Origin of the sequence: Fictibacillus halophilus (assembly GCF_042680145.1) — a bacterium.
Lineage (GTDB): Bacteria > Bacillota > Bacilli > Bacillales > Fictibacillaceae > Fictibacillus > Fictibacillus halophilus_A.
Genome location: NZ_JBHTNQ010000001.1, coordinates 476,667 through 497,191, shown reverse-complemented (window position 1 = coordinate 497,191; position 20,525 = coordinate 476,667). Strand labels below are relative to the sequence as shown.

The window sequence follows — 20,525 nt, the reverse complement described above, 5'->3', positions numbered from 1 at the left end:
AGATTCTACTTTCATGTCAGAAAATCTAACATAGTTTTTTAAATGCTTGGAGTCAGCCATATTTTCTTTACTTTTCTATTACAAATACTTGAAGAATAAAGGTACAACGAACTTGAAAAGAGAATTAATTATTATTCTGAAATATGAAGGGGGTTCAATTTTGAATAAAGATCATTTTGAACTGTTTCTAGTTGAAGCTGCCATTGAAAACAGATTGCATCGCGTGATCTATACAGTTCCAACTGTACCTGAAGCCTATGAAAAGTTTATGGGAGAAATAAAGAACAATCAGGATATCCAAAAAATCAAATCACTCTCCGTAAAAAAAGGAACAATACCGCTAGACGTTTTTAAATAATATAATGATGAAGTGAAAGGGAACTTCCTTATCGGAGAGTTCCCTTTTTTAGTATTTTTGCAGGGGAGGTTTTTGTAAAAATTGTGACTTTTGAAAGTAGTTGATTTCCGTTACAGGTTGCTCGCTTTCCGCGGGGCGTGCGGTGAGCCTCCTGCCGCTCCGCACCGTTAGGAGTCTCACCTGTCACACTCGTCCCGCTGGAGTCTCTCACCTTGCACTCCAATCAACTTGCCAATGTAGAGGATGAAAAAAGTGCCCCAAAACAACAATCTTTTTGAAAAGAGTCTAAATAAAAAAAGCCTGACCACCAAATGTAAACTTTCAAGATCAGGCTTTTATTGATTGAATATGAGCATGTTATTTCTATATTAAATAACTTTCGATTTTTCTAGATCTGGATTCTGTAACGTATCTATTTGTTCCTCTTTTTTCCCCCACCATGTCGCAAGCAGCGGACCTGAAATGTTATGCCATACACTGAAAATGGCACTCGGTACAGCAGCCAGCGGCGAAAAGTGAGCAACTGCAAGAGCGGCACCCAGCCCTGAGTTCTGCATACCTACTTCTATCGAGATCGCCTTTTGATCGGCAAAGTTAAGCTTTAGCATTTTTGCTACGAAAAAGCCTAATAACAGACCTAAAACATTATGAAGGACTACGATTGAAAAGATTAATAGACCGGTTTCAGCTATTTTCCCTGCATTAACAGCTACAACAGCAGACGCAACGGCTACAATTCCAACCACAGAAATAAGCGGCAATACGGCAATGCTCTTTTCAACCTGCTTGCGGAATAAAACTTTAACCACAATTCCTAAAACGATAGGAACGAGCACAATTTGTACGATGGATAAAAGCAGATCACCTGCAGATACAGCAAGCCACTTACTCGCAAACACCAGCGTTAGAGCAGGAGTAAGGATGGGGGCTAACAATGTTGATACTGATGTTACCGCAACCGATAGCGCTGTATTTCCTTTAGCTAAGAACGTCATCACATTTGATGCTGTTCCACCTGGACAGCACCCAACTAAGATGACGCCTACTGCCACTTCTGGCTCCAGACGGAAAAGTAAAGCCAGCCCAAAAGCTAAGAGCGGCATGATCGTATATTGTGCGAGCACTCCAATAATTACGCTTTTCGGAGCCTTGAATACAGCTTTGAAATCGTCCAGCGACAGAGTAAGTCCCATTCCGAACATGATAATTCCCAGTAACAGTGCAATGTGGGGAGCGATCCATGTGAATCCTCCTGGAATAAAAAATGCTAAAATGGCGAATAGAATCACCCAAACCGCAAATGTGTTGCCAGCTGCTTTACTTACCTTCTCTAAAAAACTCATGGTCTCACTCTCCTTTTATGAGAGTATAAACTAGTTATCAGAAATTTCAATATATATTAAGTTAAAAGTTGAAATAATGTTTGTTCGGCTGCCTCTAAATGTGAAATTGTTGGTTGGTGGTTATTTTTGTTCGGTCACAGTGGTTTTTTGTACGGTCACGCCTATTTTTTGTACGGTCACATCAGTTTTTGTTCGGTTCCTCCGATTTTTTGTTCAGATCGGAAACAGCATTGGATTCATTTATTCATATTCCATCTCATCTAGCCAGTTATAACGCGGCTTTTTCGCCATATGCTCCTTTCTCTTTTGCACACCAAACATGCCACATAGTGTCCCATAGAAATATTGCACAAAAGTGGTCTTGATTTTACGGTGTTTGTAGTGAAAAACGGTTGTTTTGAAGGCATCGATGACAACGGTGATCATAAATTCAAGAGGCATATCGAAGTTGAACTTATTATAAGCGAGGCGAGCCTTATGCCAAAATCTATAAATCTCTATGGCTCTGTTATAAAAAGGTTTTACTGTTTGTATGAACTCATTTGGAACATTGCCCGGAGTGAAGGTTTCATCGAGGTCTTTAAGAGATGGATTTTCCGGTGTTGTGTTTGTTGGGACGTTTTCCTTACGTATGTTTATCTTTTGATCTTGATGATTTATTAAGAGATTTATAGTTTCCGCAGCTTTTTCCTTGTGTATAGCCTTACTGTCACCAGCGTTCTCATCATTTTCACGGTGGATCACTTTTGTTTCAGAAGGTGGGTCAAATCGCTGAAACACAAAGACGTTATGTGCAAATCCGCCACTTGCACGATATGTTTTATGAACAATTAGAATGCCAGCTTTCTTTGCTTTACGAAGCATACGGATAAATGATGCCCTGGACACTCCATCCCCCTTTTCGCTGCTTTTTTCAACAAGCGTATCGATTTTAGCGTTCGCCACACCTGGCACCACCACACTATATTGACTCAGCAGCTCAAAAGCCATGAACTCAGATTTTGTAAAAAGCTGATGATAATCCTCTAAAAAGTTTTTCTTATGTTCGTTAAACTCTCCCACATTAGTAAACTGGCTAAATCTTGTGAACTGTTTAATATTCCCTGCTCTCATTCTTCTTCCTCCTTAACATTTGACTCACCTATAAGTGTTTTGAAAAAAGGAAAAAGAGCCATGGGAGGATAAACTTTATCATCAAAATTTTCCAATAATAGGTAACTTATGTGATCAAAGGGTTTTTTTATGTGATGAGTGATGTTTTTTTTGTGATCATCACCTATTTTTATGTGATGGATTCACTTTTTTATTATAAAAAGCGACTCTTGTATTATTTTCGATGAAATTATGTTCATTTCAGACGTACAGCACATATATATGTACATGCATGAAATACAAAAAAGCCAGCTCAAAAGTTCATCTTCTGAGCTAGCTTTATTTTTATAATTCTTGCATAAGCTTCTTCTTTCTTTCCATAAAATCTTGCAAGTTCTGGTCGACTTGCAAGTATTCGTCCGTACCTGTTTTACAGAAACTGATCTTACCGAGCAATTCTGTAATTTTATTTTCTACCAGGGCAAGTTCTTCGACCAAATTTTGATGATGTGCTGTGTTTTTCTCTGCCCTCTTTTCTTCATATTCCCTTAATCCCATCTCGAAACGATTAATACGCTTATCCTCAATAATTAGCAGTTTATCGCAAAGCTTCTCGACGAAAAATCTGTCATGCGATACGATGATTAAGGTTCCATTAAACTCACTCAGTGTTTCTTCAAGCTGTTCCCTGCTCGGCAGATCGAGATGGTTGGTTGGCTCATCAAGAATAAGAACGTCATAGTCTTGAAGAATCATCTGCACAAGCTTCACACGTGTGCGCTCCCCTAAACTCAAGTGAGAAATGGGTTTTGATAGTTTCACATCATCAATCCCCATATTGGCAAAGATGGTTCGTGCCTTTGTGATTTGATACCGTTCATCCAACTCTAAATATTGATAGACGTTCTTTTCTTCAGGAAGATCACTGACATCCTGCGACAAATAGGCAATTTTCATCGATTCACTTTTCCAGATGGACCCTTTCGATAACGGCTCTTCTCCAAGCAATATTTTAATAAATGTCGTCTTCCCTGCTCCGTTCGAACCGAGCAGCCCTACCCTCTCACCATGCTTCATGTAAAAGTGACTTTTTTCGAATAAAAGATTGTCTCCGAACTGCTTTGTTAACCCGCGAGCTTCAATCAATCTCTTCCCTCTTTTTCCGGCACCATCGAAATGAAAAAACACGTCTGTCTCTTCTTTTGGCTTATCAACACCCTTTTTGGACAACTCCAAGTTCAACCGCTTCAACTTGGATTTCACTTGGTTATCCTTTTTCTTCGCTTTTGCCCGTTCAAACTGCTTGAGCCCCATCTGCCTATTTTCAGATAGAGAGCCGCCTTTACCCGCTTGTTTGTGTGCTTTTTCAGCAAAGTTCTTGATCGTGCTGACTTGTTGTTCAATCATTGCAACTTTTCTCTGCTGTTTTTCATAATCTCGTTTTTGCTGTTCATAACGGCGGCTTTTCTCTGCACGGTATGCGGAGTAATTCCCATCATATACGGTCAGCTTGCTGTCTTCGATTTCAAAAATTTTATCAACCGTTTGGTCAAGAAAACGGCGGTCATGCGAAATGATGAGAGCTGCTCCTGCATAACGGCATACCTCCTCTGTCAGCCAAGTGATCCCCTGAAGATCCAGATGATTGGTAGGTTCATCTAGAATCAAGAATTCCGGGTGGTTAGCCCAAATCTTCGCGATCGATAATTTCAACCTCTCTCCACCGCTTAGATACTGGAACTCTTCTCTTTCAATAATGTCTTTATGAAGACCAAGCCTTTTACTTGTTTGAAACAATTCTTCTGCTGAATTCGTTAATTCGTTTTCTACATTCAGCGTATAATCAGTTGATTGCGGCAGATAGCCCATTTTCAAGTTTGAAGGCCACGTTGTGATCGATCCCCTATCGTGTTCCACGCTTCCCATCAGCATATTCACAAGCGTCGTTTTCCCGCTTCCGTTCCAGCCGACAAGCCCGATCTTCTCACCTTGTCTTATTTCAAAACTTATATCATTTAAAATTTCTCGTTCTCCAAATTTCTTCTGCAGGTTCTTTACTTGTAATACGATAGCCATGCAGCATCACCTCGTCTTCTGTTATTGAGTGGGAGGTTAAACAAAAAACCTCCCTGGAGACCAGAGAGGTTGTTACCGCAAATTTGCTTTGACACGTATCCAAATAAACACAAAAACAGAACTTTTTTGTGTGAAATCATATTCGGAATGATGGTACTTGTGTACGCAAAATGGGCAGACTGATCCTATTCTCCAGGTCTCACTTTTTATGAGTTAGCCTAAGAAAATAAGATTTTTCCACATCAGCGTAGTACCATTCCCTTCCCGTATGACTTCTTACAATTTATAGTATATTTTGGCATAACCAGATTGTCAATTGGATTTAAAATAAAGGTATTTTAATCTAAATGTCTAATAGGAATACTATTCAAATTTTGTCGAGAGGTGAAAGAACCGTGAACACAGAGGTAAGTTTGTTCGGTTATATGCTGCAAATGCGAAGTCATCTGTTAGCGAATAAAATAACTGAGATTCATCAGCTAAGGAATCATTCACCTGAACCAGACAGGAAAGAAATTATTGAATGGCGCAGCAAGCTCTTCCAGCACCTCGGCTATGCATTAAGTGAAGACTATGAAAATGCCCTAGCAGAAATTCAGGACTGGGCAGACTTAAAGGAGCAAAAAGTTCCGCATGAATACTCGCTAACCTATTATTTAAATTCTGTTTTTTATACCCGCAAACTTATCTTGTGCGTATTAGAAAATGAAATTAAAGATAATACCGTATCACCAGCAGCTCTTCTTGAAATTTTAAAGGTTATTGATCCGTTATTAGATCAGGCAACAAGTTCGTTAACAAATAACTACACAAAAAATACATATAGCACCGAAACAGATGAAGACTTGATTATTACGTTAGAAGAATTGAAGGATTTTAAATTCGCATTAAATGAGGCAACCATTTTCGCGGTAACTGACCAGAACAACACGATTTCCTATGTGAATGATCATTTCTGTAAAATCTCAAAATACTCTCGGGACGAATTAATCGGAAAAGATCATGGAGAAATCTTTAAGTCTGGCTATCATACTGAAGAGTATCTTGATAATATTTTGCACTCCATCCATCAGGGAAAAGTATGGAAGGGCGAAATCTGCAACAAAGCGAAAGACGGGACTCTGTATTGGGTTGATACAACCATTATTCCTTATTTGAATTTCGATGGTAAGACATATAAGCACATCTCAATTCAATATGACATTACAGAACAAAAGAAAACGGAAGAAATGCTGCTCAAATCAGAAAAGCTTTCATTAGTAGGTGAACTGGCAGCCGGACTGGCGCATGAGATCCGAAATCCGCTCACTACGATAAAAGGGTTAGTTCAAGTCCTGCAGGAAACAACCGAAGATAAAAAAGTTTTATACTCAGATATCATTCTCACAGAAATAGACCGTATCAACTATATCGTCAGCGAGTTTATGGTACTGGCTAAGCCACATGCGATTTATTTTAATGAATGTAATTTAACCGACATCCTGAAAAAAGTCATCTATTTGCTTGAAGCTGAAGCAAATTTAAAAAATGTCGTCATCTTAAATGACTTTGCAGAAGAAGATGTGATTTTATACGGAGAAAAGAACCAGCTTACTCAGGTTTTTGTTAATTTATTGAAAAATGCGATGGAAGCATTGCCGAACGGCGGTATTATTCGCGTTTCCACATCTATAGTCAATGACAAAGTCAGAATATCAATCGAGGATAACGGTGTAGGCATGACCGAAGAACAAGTGAAGAAAATCGGTGAACCGTTCTATACGACAAAAGCAACCGGTACAGGTCTAGGACTGATGGTCAGTTACAAAATTATACAGAATCATAAAGGAAGTATTTCTGTTAAAAGCGAACTCAATAAAGGGACAACCTTTGACATCACCCTTCCGTTAATTGAAAACAACGCTATGAATACATACAGTTCTTCAAATAAAAAATGAAGAAGATGTCCCCAACTGGCTAGGGACATCTTTTTTCTTGATGTCTTAAGGATTATGTTCGAAGCATTCTTCACTAAGTTCGCCCCCATTACTTTTTTCAATTATATATTGAAGTGAATACATAAAAAAGGAAAATTTTGGGCTTGTGTCGAAATTTTAGATTAGGGGGATGAACTATGAAAAAAATAGGCTATATGCTAAAACCATTTCTTATTCCATTATTGTTTTTTCTTCTCGTTTTTTCTGTTTTAACCGGGCAGAACCTAGAAAAAGAATTAGAGCTTCCCGCTGAAGGCTGGAGCAGGTCATTGCCCTTAGAAGCAGGACACGTTGGAGAGGTAAAGCCGGTTTTCTATGAGGAGAACGGGCAGCAGTATGTGTATGTTCCGAAAGAAGATGAAGTACTGTCTTTTACCGTTAACAGTGACCTCGAAGTGAAGAATAAAAAGACCACACCTGTTACTATTCCTAGCCCACAAAATTTCTGGGTAAAAGATAATGAATTTGTTTTTGTGAAAAACAAACAGCTCATACATTTTGATGGTAAGAAAGAAAACATTCTTGATCAGGATGTTTACGGTATGGATGCCAATCAAAAGAAAATCGTATATTTTAAAGAACATGAAATTCTAAGTGTTGAACCGGGGTCTTGGAAAATAAAATCGATTGATAAAGTAAAAGAACGTTTAGAAGCTGTAGTAGTAAACGAAAAATCTCAGTCTTTTTTAGCTTCAGGAATAATAGTAGGTGATACGAAAAAAGCAAAAGCCTTTCTTTATCAATTCAATAACTCAGAGTATAAAAAACATACCATTTTAGATGCTGATGAACAGCTAAATCAAAATCACTTTGGATTTTATTTTATAGAAAATGGCCTGGATGTAACCATTTACTATAGCCTGTTTCAAAATGCATCTGGTGGCAAATCGTATTATATTTTTAAGGGAACCAATCAATTGGGTTCTGGTGCCGACTGGACATTTAACAAAATGACATTTCAAGAGACGAATGGGATGAAACTGGAGAATCCGAAATACTTGCAATACGGTGTAGATCAGAATAATCAAGCGAAGGTTCTTTTTACTACAAGAGCCATGAAGTCTCATGAAAAAGAGGCAGTGAATGTTTACGAGGCTTATGAAAGAGGCGACGTTTGGCTGACAGAAAGAAGAAGCACCACAAATAATGGATCCCTTCATTCACATTGGGTAGGTGATGAGTCAATCATCTGGATGAATATGATCTCACAACAAGAATTTACTTTTAGCGGAGCATCTTCAAAATCAGACATTATTGATAAAAGTTTGGTAAAAACAAAGGAAGATTATAAGCAGGCGATTTCAACAACGATTCTATCTTTATTTCAAGGATTAGTACTTGCCATGAGTGCATTGTTTTGGATCACACCAGCAGTACTTTTTGCACTGCTTGTCTATTTGGTTAAGATTTCGCTGATGGAGGACGAAGATAAGCGAGTTATGTTTACGATCCTTGCCCTTTATCTTGGCGTACAGCTTATTTTTATTCAAAAATTATTTAACGAGCATTATTACTATTTTGCACCAGACTTTCTTACGTTCTCTGGAAGTTCGTTTATCATTCCATTACTTCTGGCTGTATTAAGCGGAGCCGCAGTAATGTTCGGTAAAAAGAAAGACTGGAGCATGATCGCTTCAATTTCTTACTTTGTAGTAATAAACATCACATTTTTGTCCCTAACTGTTGGTCCATATATGTTCTAGTAATGGAGGTTCGTTATGAAGATTTTTAACTTTAGTAAAGAGGTCGGCAAACACATAACAAAGTTCGATTCTGACTTTGTTATGTCTCGTATTATACTAACGGATAAGCCCGCAAATATTGGGTGCATGCATCTTGATAAAGATGGCATCATCGGCTATCATCAGGCGGTTGTTCCTCAGTTGCTTCTTGTTGTTAGCGGCGAAGGCTTTGTCCGCGGTGAGGATGAGGCAATCTATCCTATCAAATCCGGAGAAGCTGCATTTTGGGTAAAAGGTGAATTCCATGAAACTACCACAAAAACTGGATTGACTGCGATAGTGATTGAGAGTGAAGAGTTAGAACCTGCTTCGTTTATGGAAGAGAAAGCGAACGTTACATCCATTTAATTATTAAAAAAGGCGTATACAAATACGCCTTTTTATTTATACCCTGCTGTATTTGCTGGTTTCCCTGCCTCCACCACTTCGACTAAATAACGAAAGCAATCAGGCTGTGAACCATCTATATCATAAAAGTTATATTTCTTTGCAAGTTCTCCGCTAGAAAAGGATTGACCGTTCAATTCATGTCGATCTTCATCCCCTGCTAGTGCTGCTACAGCTCTTCCAACAAACCGCGGTGTTTCAGAGATTGCAAAGTGAGGGTCTTTTTCTACTCCTTCTCGCCAGTTTTCCTCGGTTACACCAAATACCTCAAGCATGATTTCTGAACGCATCCAGCCGGGCGATATCGAAACCGCTGTACATTTATATGGTGAAAGTTCATGCGACAAAGCTTTTGCCATCCGGTTCACGGAACTTTTAGCAAGATCATAAAACATGGATACCCTGTAATTCTTATCGTTGTATTCTTTTGTTCCATCCGTCATCTCAACCACTAGTCCGCCTTCATTTTTAATTAATAACGGAAGTGCGTAATGGCTGGTTATAAGATGCGTATCAACAGCGAGACGAAGCATTCGCAACCCTTTTTCAAGTGAATGTTTCCAAACGGGTGTATCCCACTCGATCAAATTTTCTCCACCCCAAATATCATTAACAAGGATGTCTAGCTTGCCTTGTTCATTTTCAATCTTTTCAATCAACGCTTTAACCTGCTCTGGTACTAGATGGTCTACTTGCTCTGGAATTCCGACACCACCTAATTCGTTCACGAGATCGGCTGTTCCTTCGATCGTCTCAGGTCTTCCATATTCAGATATTTCTTTGCGTGTTGTCCTTCCCGTAATATAAACGGTTGCTCCTGCAGCTCCTAACTCCATCGCGATACCGCGTCCAGCCCCTCTTGTTCCGCCAGCTACAAGTGCTACCTTTCCTTCTAGTGGTTTCAATTTGCATCCGCTCCTTTTTTGAATTATCTTTAGTATAACCTTTAAAGTTGACACCTTATGTCATATTAAGAAAATGGGAGAATTTTATGAGAGCAGACCGATTAATCAGTATCTTATTACTTCTGCAAAATCATGAAAAGATGACTACGAAAGCATTAGCCGAAGAATTAGAAGTAACTGAACGGACCATCCATCGTGACATGGAAGCGTTGAGTGCAGCAGGTATTCCGGTACTAGCCGAACGCGGTAAACATGGCGGGTGGCGACTGGTTGATCAATACAGAACAAAACTAACAGGATTAAAAGACAACGAGCTAAAAACGTTGTTTCTTTCCCCTTCTTTTCAGCTGCTTAGTGATCTTGGCTTCACAAAGGACTGGAAAGAAGCGCGGCAAAAGCTTTTGGCATCACTTCCGAACGCTCTTCAATCACAAGCAGATGATATGTGGAACCGCGTCCATATTGATACAAATACTTGGAGACAATCTAGCCAAGAACTTTCCGCATTAAGCACTTTGCAGCAAGCAATCTGGGAAGAAAGAAAAATAAAGATGGGATACGAAAAAGCAAACAAAGAAACGTCAGAGAGAATCGTTGAACCTTTGGGACTAGTCGCAAAAGGACGAACGTGGTATATGATCGCAGTCTCAAACGGTGAACTCAGAAACTTTAGAGTATCTCGGATTAAATCTGCCGAAATGACTGACGAGACATTCACAAGACCACAAGGCTTTCAACTTGCTGAGTATTGGAATCAGTCCAAACAAAGCTTTGTTCAAAATCTTCCTGCTTTTGAAGTGGATGTTGAAGTATCTTCTTCTATCATTTCTCGTTTAACGTTTACTGGCAGATTTGTTCAGGTTCTTAACACGGGTACATCAAATGAGAATGGATGGTTTCCTGTTAAACTTTCATTTGATACCGAACAAGAAGCGAAAGCCTATATTTTAGGGTTCGGCGATCAAATCAGAATTAATCATCCTGTTTCATTAATTGAGTCAATTAAAAATATGGCGGAGTCTGTGCTCTCTCTATACAAATAAGGACTGATCCATTGGTAAAGATCGGTCCCTTCTCTATTTTACAACTCGAACCTAACTGCCAATATCCTCCTTCACTTTTATTCGTGAAGACTTATAAAATTTTTTAAAGACTTACAAAAATATTTGAAGACTTATTAAAAATTTTCAAGACTTATAAATCCATTTTAAGACTTATAAAGCAATCCTTTCAGTTAATTAACAAGAAAAATAAGGAAATTAATCCTTTTTTTTATTATCTGCTGATAACGATTTATCATTGGTAATATACTTAATGTCATCTCTTAGTTCTTGTTCTATTCTTAAACACTTTTGCAAGACGATTTCATCACGTATCGGAATTCCGTTATCTGCTGTAAGAGGTATTTCAGGTTTAATCTTTCTGGCCAGATCAACTGCATTAGCTAATACTTCAACAATCTGGTAACCTCTCTTTTGATAAAAACTTAAAACTAGCAAATTATCGTTTGTCGTAATGACTTTTATTTGTGAAGTTCCTTTTTCAAGTGCGATTTGTTCCACTTTATGAATCAGAGAAGACCCTATTCCGCTTTTTTCCACTAAACTATCTAAGGAGATGATCTCACATATTCCAGCGTGAAATTTATATGTAATGAGCCCTATGATTTCCTCTGATTCATTTAAAACCGCAAAGCCATCTAATTTATTACACTGAAACGTTCCGCTTGAAATAACCATTTCTGGACTTCCCCAATGCTCTATGAAAAAATGATTTATTTTTATTTTATCTATTTTTGAATTTGTTACGATGTTCATAATCAAACTCCTCAAAATGATCTAACAGGTGAAATCAGATGCAGATAGGATGATTTTCCTTCAGAAGATTCAATGACAATGGGTTTCATAGGTCCGAAGAATTTTATCTTAATCTCGGCATCGTTAATTGTTTTTAAGGCTTCCAGCAAGAAGTGACCATCCACGCTGATTCTTAATTCTTGTTCTCCGGCAATGTATTTTATCTCTTGATACTCCTGAATATTTCCCATTTCAGAAGATCCCGAAGAAATGCAAAGTTTATCCCCATAGATGCTTAAAGTCACATTGTTGTTTTTCCACTCTCCTGCAAATAAGCACGCACGGTCGATTCCTTTAATAAATGTTTCTCGGCATAACACGAGCGTCGTTTTTTCTTCTGCAGGAATCAGAGCTGTTGTGTTAGGATAATGCCCAGCAATTAATCTTGAATACAGGGAAATCTCATCTGTTTTAAAATGGATATAGCCTTCCGCTGACTGAATCTCTACCATGCCAGAATAATGGTTTACGAGTTTTGCCAGTTCATCTATGCTCGAGTTAGGAACGACAAAGTTTCCTTCACCTGAGCTTCGAATGTCACTTTTCTTGAATGCCAAGCGTTGTGAGTCTGTGGCAACAGATGTAAAAGAGTTCTCTGCAAATGTAAGATTCACCCCTGTTAGAACGGGTCTTGTTTCATTTTTTGCTGTTGCAAACACCGTTGTTTTCACGGCGTCCTTCAATTCTTCTGCTGGTATATGTATGGATTCGCCATCAATTAACGGAAGAGAAGGATATTCGTCCGCGCTGAAACCGTTGAGTCTGGTGCTGATTGGTCCTGCTTGAATATGTATTTGGTTATTATCAGCTTTAATATGAATTTGTTCGGGCAGCTTTTTAACAAGATCAGCTAGATATTTTGCAGAGACAACCACGCTTCCCGTCTTATGTATCTTAACTTTCTCATCAGTTACCGAAATGGTTCGTTCAATGATAATGTCTGAATTGCTGCCGATCAATGTGATTCGATCTGCTTCTGCAACGATCTTTATGCCAGATAAAATAGGTAGTAATGTCCTTGATGAAACTGCTCTATTAACATCAGAAAGAGCTTTACTGAAGAGACCTTGTGTAATCATAAATTCCATATGCTACTTCCTTCCAAATCATTATGTCTTTTATATAATTCGACAAAAAATAAGAAAGTCTTTTTTAAAAAGAAAAAAGACAGCCAATTGCAGCTGTCTTACTTGAACCTATGCTTTTACTCTTTGTTTTTTCACCGGGATATAGATATCGATCTGCTTTTCATTGCTCATACATCTTTCATCATATAGCTCAAACTCAATCGTCCCTTCTTGCTCATAGCCTGAATTCGGGAACCACTTTGAGTAGATTTCAACCCATGTAGACTGGATCGTTGATGGGAAGTTTTCTTCTATCGCTTTAGGGGTTGTAAAAACAGCATACTCCTTTTCAGGGAAGCTTCTATACACTAAGCCTTCAGGAGCCGGTGTACCCTCAGCCACTTCCATTCCAATTATATATAAGAACTCACCTGTAGTCATGTTGTAGTCTGTACATAAGCCAAGTTCATTTCTGTTAAGAGGATTCGGTATTTTTGCTCCCAAATTGTTTTGAATATAATTCACCCAAAACTTCGGGATATCACGGTTGTTTTCACCATCTGTGTTTCTCGTTTTCAGTTCATATCCGATGAGGTTAAATGCCGGTTTCGTTACTAACTTCATTTCCATAGAAATTCCTCCCGTAAAACTGCTCATATTCAGGCAAGCTTTTTGATGCAGAGACTTTGGTATAAAAGTTGTATTCCGGTACTGTCTTGGAGAGACACCGAAGAACTTTTTAAAAGCACGATTGAACGATTCCTGGTATTGAAAGCCTAGATCCAGTGCGATATCGATCACCTTCTCATCAGAGTTCAGCAGTCTTTGTGCCGCATGTGTAAGTCTTCTTTTCCTCACATAGTCCATGACGGATTCGCCCACTAGAAAATGAAACACTCGATGATAATGAAACGGCGAGAAGCAAGCGAGCTCTGCAAGCTCTTCTAATGTGATTCGTTCCTGCAAGTTCTCCTCAATATAATCCAGTGTCCGCTGAATACAAACTTCATAATCCATCTCCATCACCTACCCTGCTTCTATCATATCCACGAACAGCTATTCGTTCTTAACCTTTTTTGCTAACTTCTTCCTAATATGTATTCTACATGAATTCAATCCAAAAGTTTTATAGTTGATTCCAAAAGTTTTAGGGGTTAATCCACGAGTTTTAGGCTTGAATCCAAAAATTTCAGCTGTTTATCCACGGGTTTACAATTCTGGACACTGTAAACGTACTCATGTACACTTCTCATCAATCAACTACAATAGCTTCCAAACAAAATGAACTAGCACGTTAATGATGTGCTAGTTCAACTTGATTTAGAAGATCTAAGGGACTACATAACTTTGGAAACCCTTGAATATTGTTACTATAATCTTCAGGCAAAAACCAAGTAGCATGATATGCTTTCAACCCTGCTTCAGCTGCGCCGACTAATTCATTAGATCCACCATCGCCAAGGAATATAGATTCTTCTGGAGTTACACCAAGTTTATTACATGCTGTTTGATAGATTTCAGGACTTGGTTTTGCGACCTTTACTTCATAAGAAAAAACAACTTCATCAAAATAGTCTGCTAGTTTGCTTGTACTCCATGAAAAGACTTCTTCAGGCGCACAGTTAGAGATCAGACCTATCTTTATGCCTTTTTCTTTAAGCCGTGCAAGTAATTCTATTACTTCCGAATTTATTTGTTGAAAAGGCACTGTCTTTGCCCATATTCTTTTTTGATGAACTTTTTCAATTACATCAGGATCTGAATACTTGCCATGGGAATTCAGTATATCTATTAAAACACTCTGGTGATCTGGAAAGATTCCGTTCATCCGCAGCTCTCTTCTGTTATCCCACTCTATTTTAAAAACCTTGGGATTCAGTCCAAGCTCATCTGTGGAATATACCGCTTTTTTCTGATTGCCGTTCCACTCTGTTATAAGCGTTTCATAAAGGTCGAACAAAACTGCTTTTATCAAAGAATGCCCCTCCTAATTAAAACACCTTCGCATAAACACTCGTATCTCTTAGTATTGTGGTTGATCCTACTGCAAGGGAGTCGTTCCGATGAATCCCTTCTAATGTAAAGCCTAATCGTTCAGGTATTGCAGCACTTCTTACGTTTTTGGTGTCGCAACGGATTTCGATGCGGCGTGCTTTTAACTCATTAACTGCGAAATCTGTAATGCCCTGAACCGCTTCTGTCATATATCCTTTTCCAGCGTGACGTGAATCAATCCAATAGCCAATCTCAAACTTTGGAATATCCCAGTCAATCCGGTGCAAACCAGATGATGCGATGAGTTCACCCGTTTCTTTTAGGAAAACGAGAAGACGCAGATCTTCTCTCTTCAAAAATTTCAAATGCGCTTCTCGTATATTTACTTCAACATCTTCTTCTGTCTGATCTATATGAGCAAAGGGCAGCCATGGTTTTAGATCTTCAATAGAAGCATTGAGTGCTTCAAACATTGCCTTGCCATCACCAGGCTTCGGCATGCGGATCAGCAGTCTATCTGTTGTAAATTCTGTTGGGAAGTCTAATAGTATCGGTTTCATCGTGTTCCTCCAATTATGTCAGCTGATATGAGATAGTTTATCGGGATTTGCTACCCAATATATTTTTTCAATCAAGTCGTCTTGGACATGAAGTGAAAGCACTCCATAGACCTGGCTTTCTATATACAACACGATACCGGGGTCACCGTTAACTGTTGTAAATTCGAAGGAGAAGTCTTCAGTTGTTTTAGCCAAGATTCCCATATAAAAACGGGAGATTCGTTCTGCACCAAGAATCGGGAATAGAGCCGCTTTTGTTTTCCCTCCCCCGTCTGAAAAAAGGGTAGCATCAACGGCTAACAAGCTTAATAGTTTACTAACGTTTCCTGTAATAATCGCTGAAACAAACTGTTCAGAAAGAGCCTTCGCTTTAGCTGGCGTTAATTGATCAGATCGTCTATGATTCCCAACTGCTTTTTTCGCGCGGTGATAAATCTGCCTGCAGTTTGTACTGCTCTTCCCTACCACATCCGCAATGGCGTCATAGTCATATTGAAGAGCTTCACGCAGAAGAAATACGGCACGCTCGGTTTCTGATAGCTGTTGTAATAAAAGCAAATAAGCAGTGGAAAGAGATTCCTTCATTATATAGTTTTGGGCTGGGTCTTCCTTGGAATCTATTAAAATTGGTTCAGGAAGCCAAGGACCTGTATATGTTTCCCGCTGTTTTTTTGCTGATTTTAGCAAATCGATACAGCGGTTAGTCACAATTTTACAGAGATATGCTTTTGAGTTTAGAACATGTTCGGTTGTTGTCTCACTCAAGGTGATATAGGCTTCTTGAACAATATCCTCTGCATCCTGCACACTTCCTAACATTCGGTATGCCAATGAAAATAACAAAGGACGATGCACCGTAAATAATTGTTCCGTTTCATTCATCGTTAAGCCTCCCTCTGAACCCTCTGAGCTCCATATTTCTCGATTATGGCATGGGCTGCCCTTTTACTGCTGGCAAATGCTGCGTCCACCAACATTTCTCCATGTCCTGTTCCATCTCCTGCAATATAGAGCCCTGGAATCTCAGGAATAGATGGACCAAAATAATGTTTGTCATCGACTGTGATGGTATCATGGACAACAGTCATTTGAGGGAGAAATTGTTGAGCAATTACTTTCTCTCTCCACCCTGGCTGCATAAGATCCATGACTTCTTCAAGCTCTTGTTTATGAATCTTAGCATTGCTATTTTTTTCAGTTCCAAGATATTTAATAAGCTGCAGTACTGCCGATCCATTATTACTTAACGTTGAAGCTCTGGAGTGATTCGAAAATAAAATGTGCTGATCCACAGCTATTGCAAAGTTATGGTTCGGATTGGGAAGATTATTTAATGCTACATCTAAACATGCTGCATAAACTGGTTGTGCCTGTTCCTTCCATTCCTGAAGCAGGGTTTGTTCAGCTCCTCTAACAAGTTTAAACGTTTGTTCTGGACCAGCAGTCACGATAACGTATGGCACTTCGAGCTTTTCTCCATCTGTAAAATGGATATGTTGCATTTCTTTACAGTCTATAGATGCAACGGTTTTGTTTATCAGGATATCCACACCATTTTCTTCAGCTTTCATTCTTAAATGATCTACTATCGTCTGCCATCCGCCGTCTATATACAATACACCTTTCATACCAAGCTGAACTTGTTTAATTACAGCACTTGCTGCTTGCTGATCCGGATCTATGCAATAGGTAGATGTCCTGCATAGTGCATAGAACACATGTCTAACCATTGGATCTTTAATTTCTGTTTCTGCCCATTTTCGCAATGTCATTGGTTTAATGGAAGCTGCATGTATTTTCCGAAGTTTCATCATTAATTTGCCAAGCTCCATTTTTCCAGACCACGATAATAATTTTGTTTTTAACATGCTGCTTAACGAATCTGGCAGTTCTAAGAGTCCATTGCTCCATATGGCATATCCTTTAGTATCGGGAACTTTTCCAGAAACGTTTATCTCAAGTTCCAGTAATATTTCTTCTGCTGGTCCGCCTCTATATAATGCATGACCCCCAAGGTTAAATAGAGCACCGTTTCGATTAACGGTTTGAGCACGACCTCCAAGTTCTTTTCCTTTTTCAAAAACAACAACAGATAATCCGGCTTTAGCCAGGTACACTGCGGCTGTCAATCCTGAAACCCCGCCACCAACGATCGCCACATCATAATTTTTCAATCGAATCACCACTTTCTGATTTTATAAACAAGACGAGAAAGGGTTAGGTTTTGTGACAGAGAACGAGAATTTGTTTACATAAAATTTCAAGGGGTAATGTTTTTATAAGGTAACTATTTTGATAGAAGTTACCAAATCTGCATGAAAGGAGATCACGTGATGTTATATAAAAAGATTCTCATAGCAGTTGACGGTTCAGAAGGAAGCTTTGTTGCACTTCACAATGGCATTGAGCTTGCTAGAAACACTGGTGCTGAATTAACGTTGCTTTACGTGACGAATGAGGTAACTCTTCCCTTGTATGGCGGCGTTTACCCTGTAGGTATGGCTAACACGACTGTTGAAGTGAAAGAAGCCGCCATTACCGAACAAAGTCATGGAGAAGAAATCCTGAATAAAGCGCAAAGAAGAGTCGATCCCACGACAAAGACAACGACAGCCATTCTGCATGGAGACCCGTCTGCGACAATTTGTTCGTATGCGGATACCCATAACATCGATCTCATCGTCATCGGAAACCGAGGCCATAGCGGATTCAAAAAATTATTTCTAGGCAGCGTCAGTCAAAAAGTTGTATCCGACGCACACCAGCCAGTACTTGTAGCAAAATAATTCCAGCAAATATACGAAAGGAGCCCACTTTAGCGAAAGTGCGCTCCTCTTTTTATTCCAGCATTTCTGAAACGGTTTGAAACGTATATCCTTGAGCCTTCAAGTCCTTGATAATTCCTCTTACTGATTTCATTGATTCTTCACGGCTGTCATACATAACGTGCAGGAGTATGATGGACCCTGGTTCTATTCTATCATTTACATGCTTCACGATTTTTTCTGAATCAAAGGCTATATCTGGGTAGGAATCAGGTTCCAAGTTCCATAGAATCGTCTTTCTGTTATGGTTGTCTAAATATCGAGGAAGTCCAATGAGTTTCTTTCCGTAAGGGGGTCTGAAATGGATCGTCCCCTTGTAGCCGGCTTTTCGGATTAATTCGTCTGTTTTCTCGATTTCATTCTTAATAAATGAAGGAGTTTTTAAGACCATCCTTTTGTGGGAATAAGAGTGGTTCCCTAGTTCGTGGCCAGCTTCTGCAAGCTTTTTCGCTTCTTCAAAGTTCTCCTCAATTTCACGTCCTGTAACAAAGAATGTAGCTTTAACATCTTCTTCTTTCAGAATCAATAAAATCTCATCCGTGTTATCTGTAGGTCCATCATCAAACGTGAGTGCAACTACCTTATCTGTCGTTTCCGCTTTTGTAACAAGGCCGCCGTAAAACTGAAAATCTCTTGATCCGCTGATTTTATATAAGCTGTATGCAACCCCTAATATAACCGCGATAGCAATCAGGGTAATGATTATCTTCTTTTTCATTTTTTCTCCTTTAAGTTAAGCATGAATCTTATCAATACTCATACCTTTTCTTAAGCTGTTCGATTTCAACATAATTTACAGTCATAAATTGTTTTACTAGTTTTTGCTTTTCTTTCTCCCACAGTTTTCCTTTTTCTTCAGGATCTTGGACATCTTTTGTAACCTCATGAAACAACTTATTCTCTATTAACTTTCCACGGATCTTTTCATATGCGTAATCTTGATAATACTCCTCAATAGTTAAACCTAAAGCTTTTAGAAGTGATGTAAGTTCTGGTGAATCTATCTTTTTTGCATTCTCAATTTGAAAGTTGATTGTTTTTTGAACTTCTTCATCTAAAACACTCAGCTGCAGTTTCTTTGCCTCTTGTTGAATCGCTTTATCTTTCAATAGAGTATCCATAGCAGTTTGTGTTGCTTCTTTCTTTGATTTATTCATCACATGCTCGTAAAAATAAACGAGCTCCTTGATTTCATGATCAGGAAGAACTTCTTTGTTAGAAATTTTTGTATCCCCAAATGATCGTATGTATTGGGCAAAACTTTGATCACCTCGACTAGCAACCAAAATGAACAGAATAAGTGCAGCTGCTCCAAATAGAACTATCTTTCTATTCTTCATCCACTCGCTCCTCAATAAATCGGCGTCTGCAAAATTTCGACAAAAACATTCAAAACCCTGCTTTTCAAAAGGAAAATAGATCTTTAAGAAGAATAACTAAACAATAGAATTTATGTAAAAGGAGTAAATAATGAAAACATCTGAACACGACATATAAAAACGCTATTTATGCAGAGGGCCTCCGGTTGCTTCTAATAAAACCATAAAAAAATACGGAGGTGCAATAATGTTAAAAGATCAATCATTTAAAAGTTACTTAAAAGATACTGAAAAGCCTTTTTCAGGATGGGATTTTTCCTATATTACAGAAACCGACCGGATGAACTGCAGTTTACTCTCTTGGTCGTATGGCAGTATGGTTTTGCCTCTCATACAGAAATCAACTTCACTGCTTGATATGGGGACTGGCGGAGGCGAACTATTAGCGAAGCTCCAGCCTTTTCCGGAAAAAGTTTGTGCAACAGAAGGCTATCTGCCGAATGTTCCAGTAGCTAGAAAACGGCTTGAACCTTTAGGTGTAGAGGTATATCAGATCGGTGAGGATGACTTGCTGCCATTTGAGGATAATCAATTTGATTTGATTATTAATAAGCATGAATCGTATTCTCCGCAAGAAGTTCGCAGAGTTCTGAATGATGATGGTATCTTTGTAACACAGCAGGTTGGTGGAACCGATTATGTAGATATTAATAAAGCTCTTGGTGCCCCTGTAAATGATGAATTTTCACACTGGGAACTCGCTTATGCCGAGAAAGAATTACGTGAAAATGGATTCGAAGTTATAGAGGCAATAGAAGAATTTCCTGTACAGCGCTTTTATGATATTGGAGCTCTCCTCTATTATTTAAAAGCAATACCGTGGCAGGTTCCTGATTTTAAAAGTGAAAACTATATAGCTCAGCTTTATAAAATTCATGAGATGATCCAATTGAGAGGTTATTTTGACATAAAACAGCATCGTTTCCTATTAAAAGCAAAGAAAAGATAATCAAAAAAGCTGGCT

The 20,525-nt window shown here is 38.7% G+C and carries 19 protein-coding genes and 1 pseudogene; 7 read left to right on the top strand and 13 right to left on the bottom strand.

Annotation, left to right across the window (positions count from 1 at the left end; genetic code table 11):
• Positions 1-160 precede the first annotated feature (160 nt).
• A complete protein-coding gene (locus tag ACFQ4X_RS02530) occupies positions 161-358 on the top strand; it encodes a hypothetical protein (protein WP_379832993.1) in 198 nt (65 codons plus the stop codon).
• A gap of 368 nt (positions 359-726) precedes the next feature.
• On the opposite strand, the gene ACFQ4X_RS02525 is transcribed toward ACFQ4X_RS02530, so the two are convergent.
• The 3 genes from ACFQ4X_RS02525 to abc-f form a co-directional block, all read right to left on the bottom strand.
• Positions 727-1,701: a bile acid:sodium symporter family protein gene (locus ACFQ4X_RS02525; protein ID WP_379832992.1), complete on the bottom strand. Its 975-nt coding sequence runs from the start codon at positions 1,699-1,701 to the stop codon at positions 727-729.
• A 240-nt stretch (positions 1,702-1,941) separates the two neighbouring features.
• On the bottom strand, positions 1,942-2,814 hold the full coding sequence (locus ACFQ4X_RS02520) for a hypothetical protein (RefSeq protein ID WP_379832991.1): 873 nt from the start codon (positions 2,812-2,814) through the stop codon (positions 1,942-1,944).
• 324 nt (positions 2,815-3,138) lie between these two features.
• Positions 3,139-4,869 carry a ribosomal protection-like ABC-F family protein gene (abc-f, locus tag ACFQ4X_RS02515; protein WP_379832990.1) on the bottom strand — a complete coding sequence of 577 codons (1,731 nt, stop codon included), beginning with the start codon at positions 4,867-4,869 and terminating at the stop codon, positions 3,139-3,141.
• Positions 4,870-5,264: 395 nt separating this feature from the next.
• Between abc-f and ACFQ4X_RS02510 the strand changes: the two genes are divergently transcribed.
• The 3 genes from ACFQ4X_RS02510 to ACFQ4X_RS02500 all read left to right on the top strand — a co-directional run bounded on the left by ACFQ4X_RS02510 (position 5,265) and on the right by ACFQ4X_RS02500 (position 8,935).
• Positions 5,265-6,806 carry an ATP-binding protein gene (locus ACFQ4X_RS02510; RefSeq protein WP_379832989.1) on the top strand — a complete coding sequence of 514 codons (1,542 nt, stop codon included), beginning with the start codon at positions 5,265-5,267 and terminating at the stop codon, positions 6,804-6,806.
• Positions 6,807-6,982: 176 nt separating this feature from the next.
• Positions 6,983-8,548 (top strand): hypothetical protein, encoded by a 1,566-nt coding sequence (locus tag ACFQ4X_RS02505; protein WP_379832988.1) that lies wholly within the window; start codon positions 6,983-6,985, stop codon positions 8,546-8,548.
• Between the two features lie 15 nt (positions 8,549-8,563).
• Positions 8,564-8,935: a cupin gene (locus ACFQ4X_RS02500; RefSeq protein ID WP_379832987.1), complete on the top strand. Its 372-nt coding sequence runs from the start codon at positions 8,564-8,566 to the stop codon at positions 8,933-8,935.
• Positions 8,936-8,967: 32 nt separating this feature from the next.
• Here the strand turns inward: ACFQ4X_RS02500 and ACFQ4X_RS02495 are convergent, their stop codons facing one another.
• Positions 8,968-9,879: an SDR family oxidoreductase gene (locus tag ACFQ4X_RS02495; RefSeq protein WP_379832986.1), complete on the bottom strand. Its 912-nt coding sequence runs from the start codon at positions 9,877-9,879 to the stop codon at positions 8,968-8,970.
• Positions 9,880-9,965: 86 nt separating this feature from the next.
• Between ACFQ4X_RS02495 and ACFQ4X_RS02490 the strand changes: the two genes are divergently transcribed.
• Entirely contained in the window at positions 9,966-10,922 is a 957-nt protein-coding gene (locus tag ACFQ4X_RS02490) for a helix-turn-helix transcriptional regulator (RefSeq protein WP_379832985.1), read from the top strand.
• Positions 10,923-11,219: 297 nt separating this feature from the next.
• Here the strand turns inward: ACFQ4X_RS02490 and ACFQ4X_RS02485 are convergent.
• The 7 genes and pseudogenes from ACFQ4X_RS02485 to ACFQ4X_RS02455 form a co-directional block, all read right to left on the bottom strand.
• Positions 11,220-11,696: pseudogene (locus ACFQ4X_RS02485) on the bottom strand (GNAT family N-acetyltransferase); the annotation flags it as partial.
• Between the two features lie 11 nt (positions 11,697-11,707).
• A complete protein-coding gene (dnaN, locus tag ACFQ4X_RS02480) occupies positions 11,708-12,823 on the bottom strand; it encodes a DNA polymerase III subunit beta (protein ID WP_379832984.1) in 1,116 nt (371 codons plus the stop codon).
• 108 nt (positions 12,824-12,931) lie between these two features.
• Entirely contained in the window at positions 12,932-13,819 is an 888-nt protein-coding gene (locus ACFQ4X_RS02475) for an AraC family transcriptional regulator (RefSeq protein WP_379837002.1), read from the bottom strand.
• Between the two features lie 277 nt (positions 13,820-14,096).
• Entirely contained in the window at positions 14,097-14,777 is a 681-nt protein-coding gene (locus ACFQ4X_RS02470) for an HAD family hydrolase (RefSeq protein ID WP_379832983.1), read from the bottom strand.
• Positions 14,778-14,793: 16 nt separating this feature from the next.
• Complete coding sequence (locus ACFQ4X_RS02465; RefSeq protein ID WP_379832982.1) at positions 14,794-15,357, bottom strand: GNAT family N-acetyltransferase; 564 nt, start codon at positions 15,355-15,357, stop codon at positions 14,794-14,796.
• 18 nt (positions 15,358-15,375) lie between these two features.
• Entirely contained in the window at positions 15,376-16,239 is an 864-nt protein-coding gene (locus tag ACFQ4X_RS02460) for an RNA polymerase sigma-70 factor (RefSeq protein ID WP_379832981.1), read from the bottom strand.
• Positions 16,240-16,241: 2 nt separating this feature from the next.
• Positions 16,242-17,531: a phytoene desaturase family protein gene (locus tag ACFQ4X_RS02455; RefSeq protein WP_379832980.1), complete on the bottom strand. Its 1,290-nt coding sequence runs from the start codon at positions 17,529-17,531 to the stop codon at positions 16,242-16,244.
• Between the two features lie 159 nt (positions 17,532-17,690).
• Here ACFQ4X_RS02455 and ACFQ4X_RS02450 point away from each other — a divergent pair, with 159 nt between their 5' ends.
• Positions 17,691-18,143 carry a universal stress protein gene (locus ACFQ4X_RS02450; protein WP_379832979.1) on the top strand — a complete coding sequence of 151 codons (453 nt, stop codon included), beginning with the start codon at positions 17,691-17,693 and terminating at the stop codon, positions 18,141-18,143.
• Positions 18,144-18,195: 52 nt separating this feature from the next.
• Here the strand turns inward: ACFQ4X_RS02450 and ACFQ4X_RS02445 are convergent, their stop codons facing one another.
• Both ACFQ4X_RS02445 and ACFQ4X_RS02440 read right to left on the bottom strand, forming a co-directional pair.
• A complete protein-coding gene (locus tag ACFQ4X_RS02445; RefSeq protein WP_379832978.1) occupies positions 18,196-18,900 on the bottom strand; it encodes a polysaccharide deacetylase family protein in 705 nt (234 codons plus the stop codon).
• Between the two features lie 31 nt (positions 18,901-18,931).
• The gene (locus ACFQ4X_RS02440; protein ID WP_379832977.1) at positions 18,932-19,522 is read right to left on the bottom strand and encodes a SurA N-terminal domain-containing protein; all 591 of its coding nucleotides are present in this window, start codon (positions 19,520-19,522) and stop codon (positions 18,932-18,934) included.
• Between the two features lie 226 nt (positions 19,523-19,748).
• On the opposite strand from ACFQ4X_RS02440, the gene ACFQ4X_RS02435 reads away from it, so the two are divergent.
• Positions 19,749-20,510, top strand: a complete 762-nt coding sequence (locus tag ACFQ4X_RS02435) for a class I SAM-dependent methyltransferase (RefSeq protein WP_379832976.1) — start codon at positions 19,749-19,751, stop codon at positions 20,508-20,510.
• Positions 20,511-20,525: the final 15 nt, after the last annotated feature.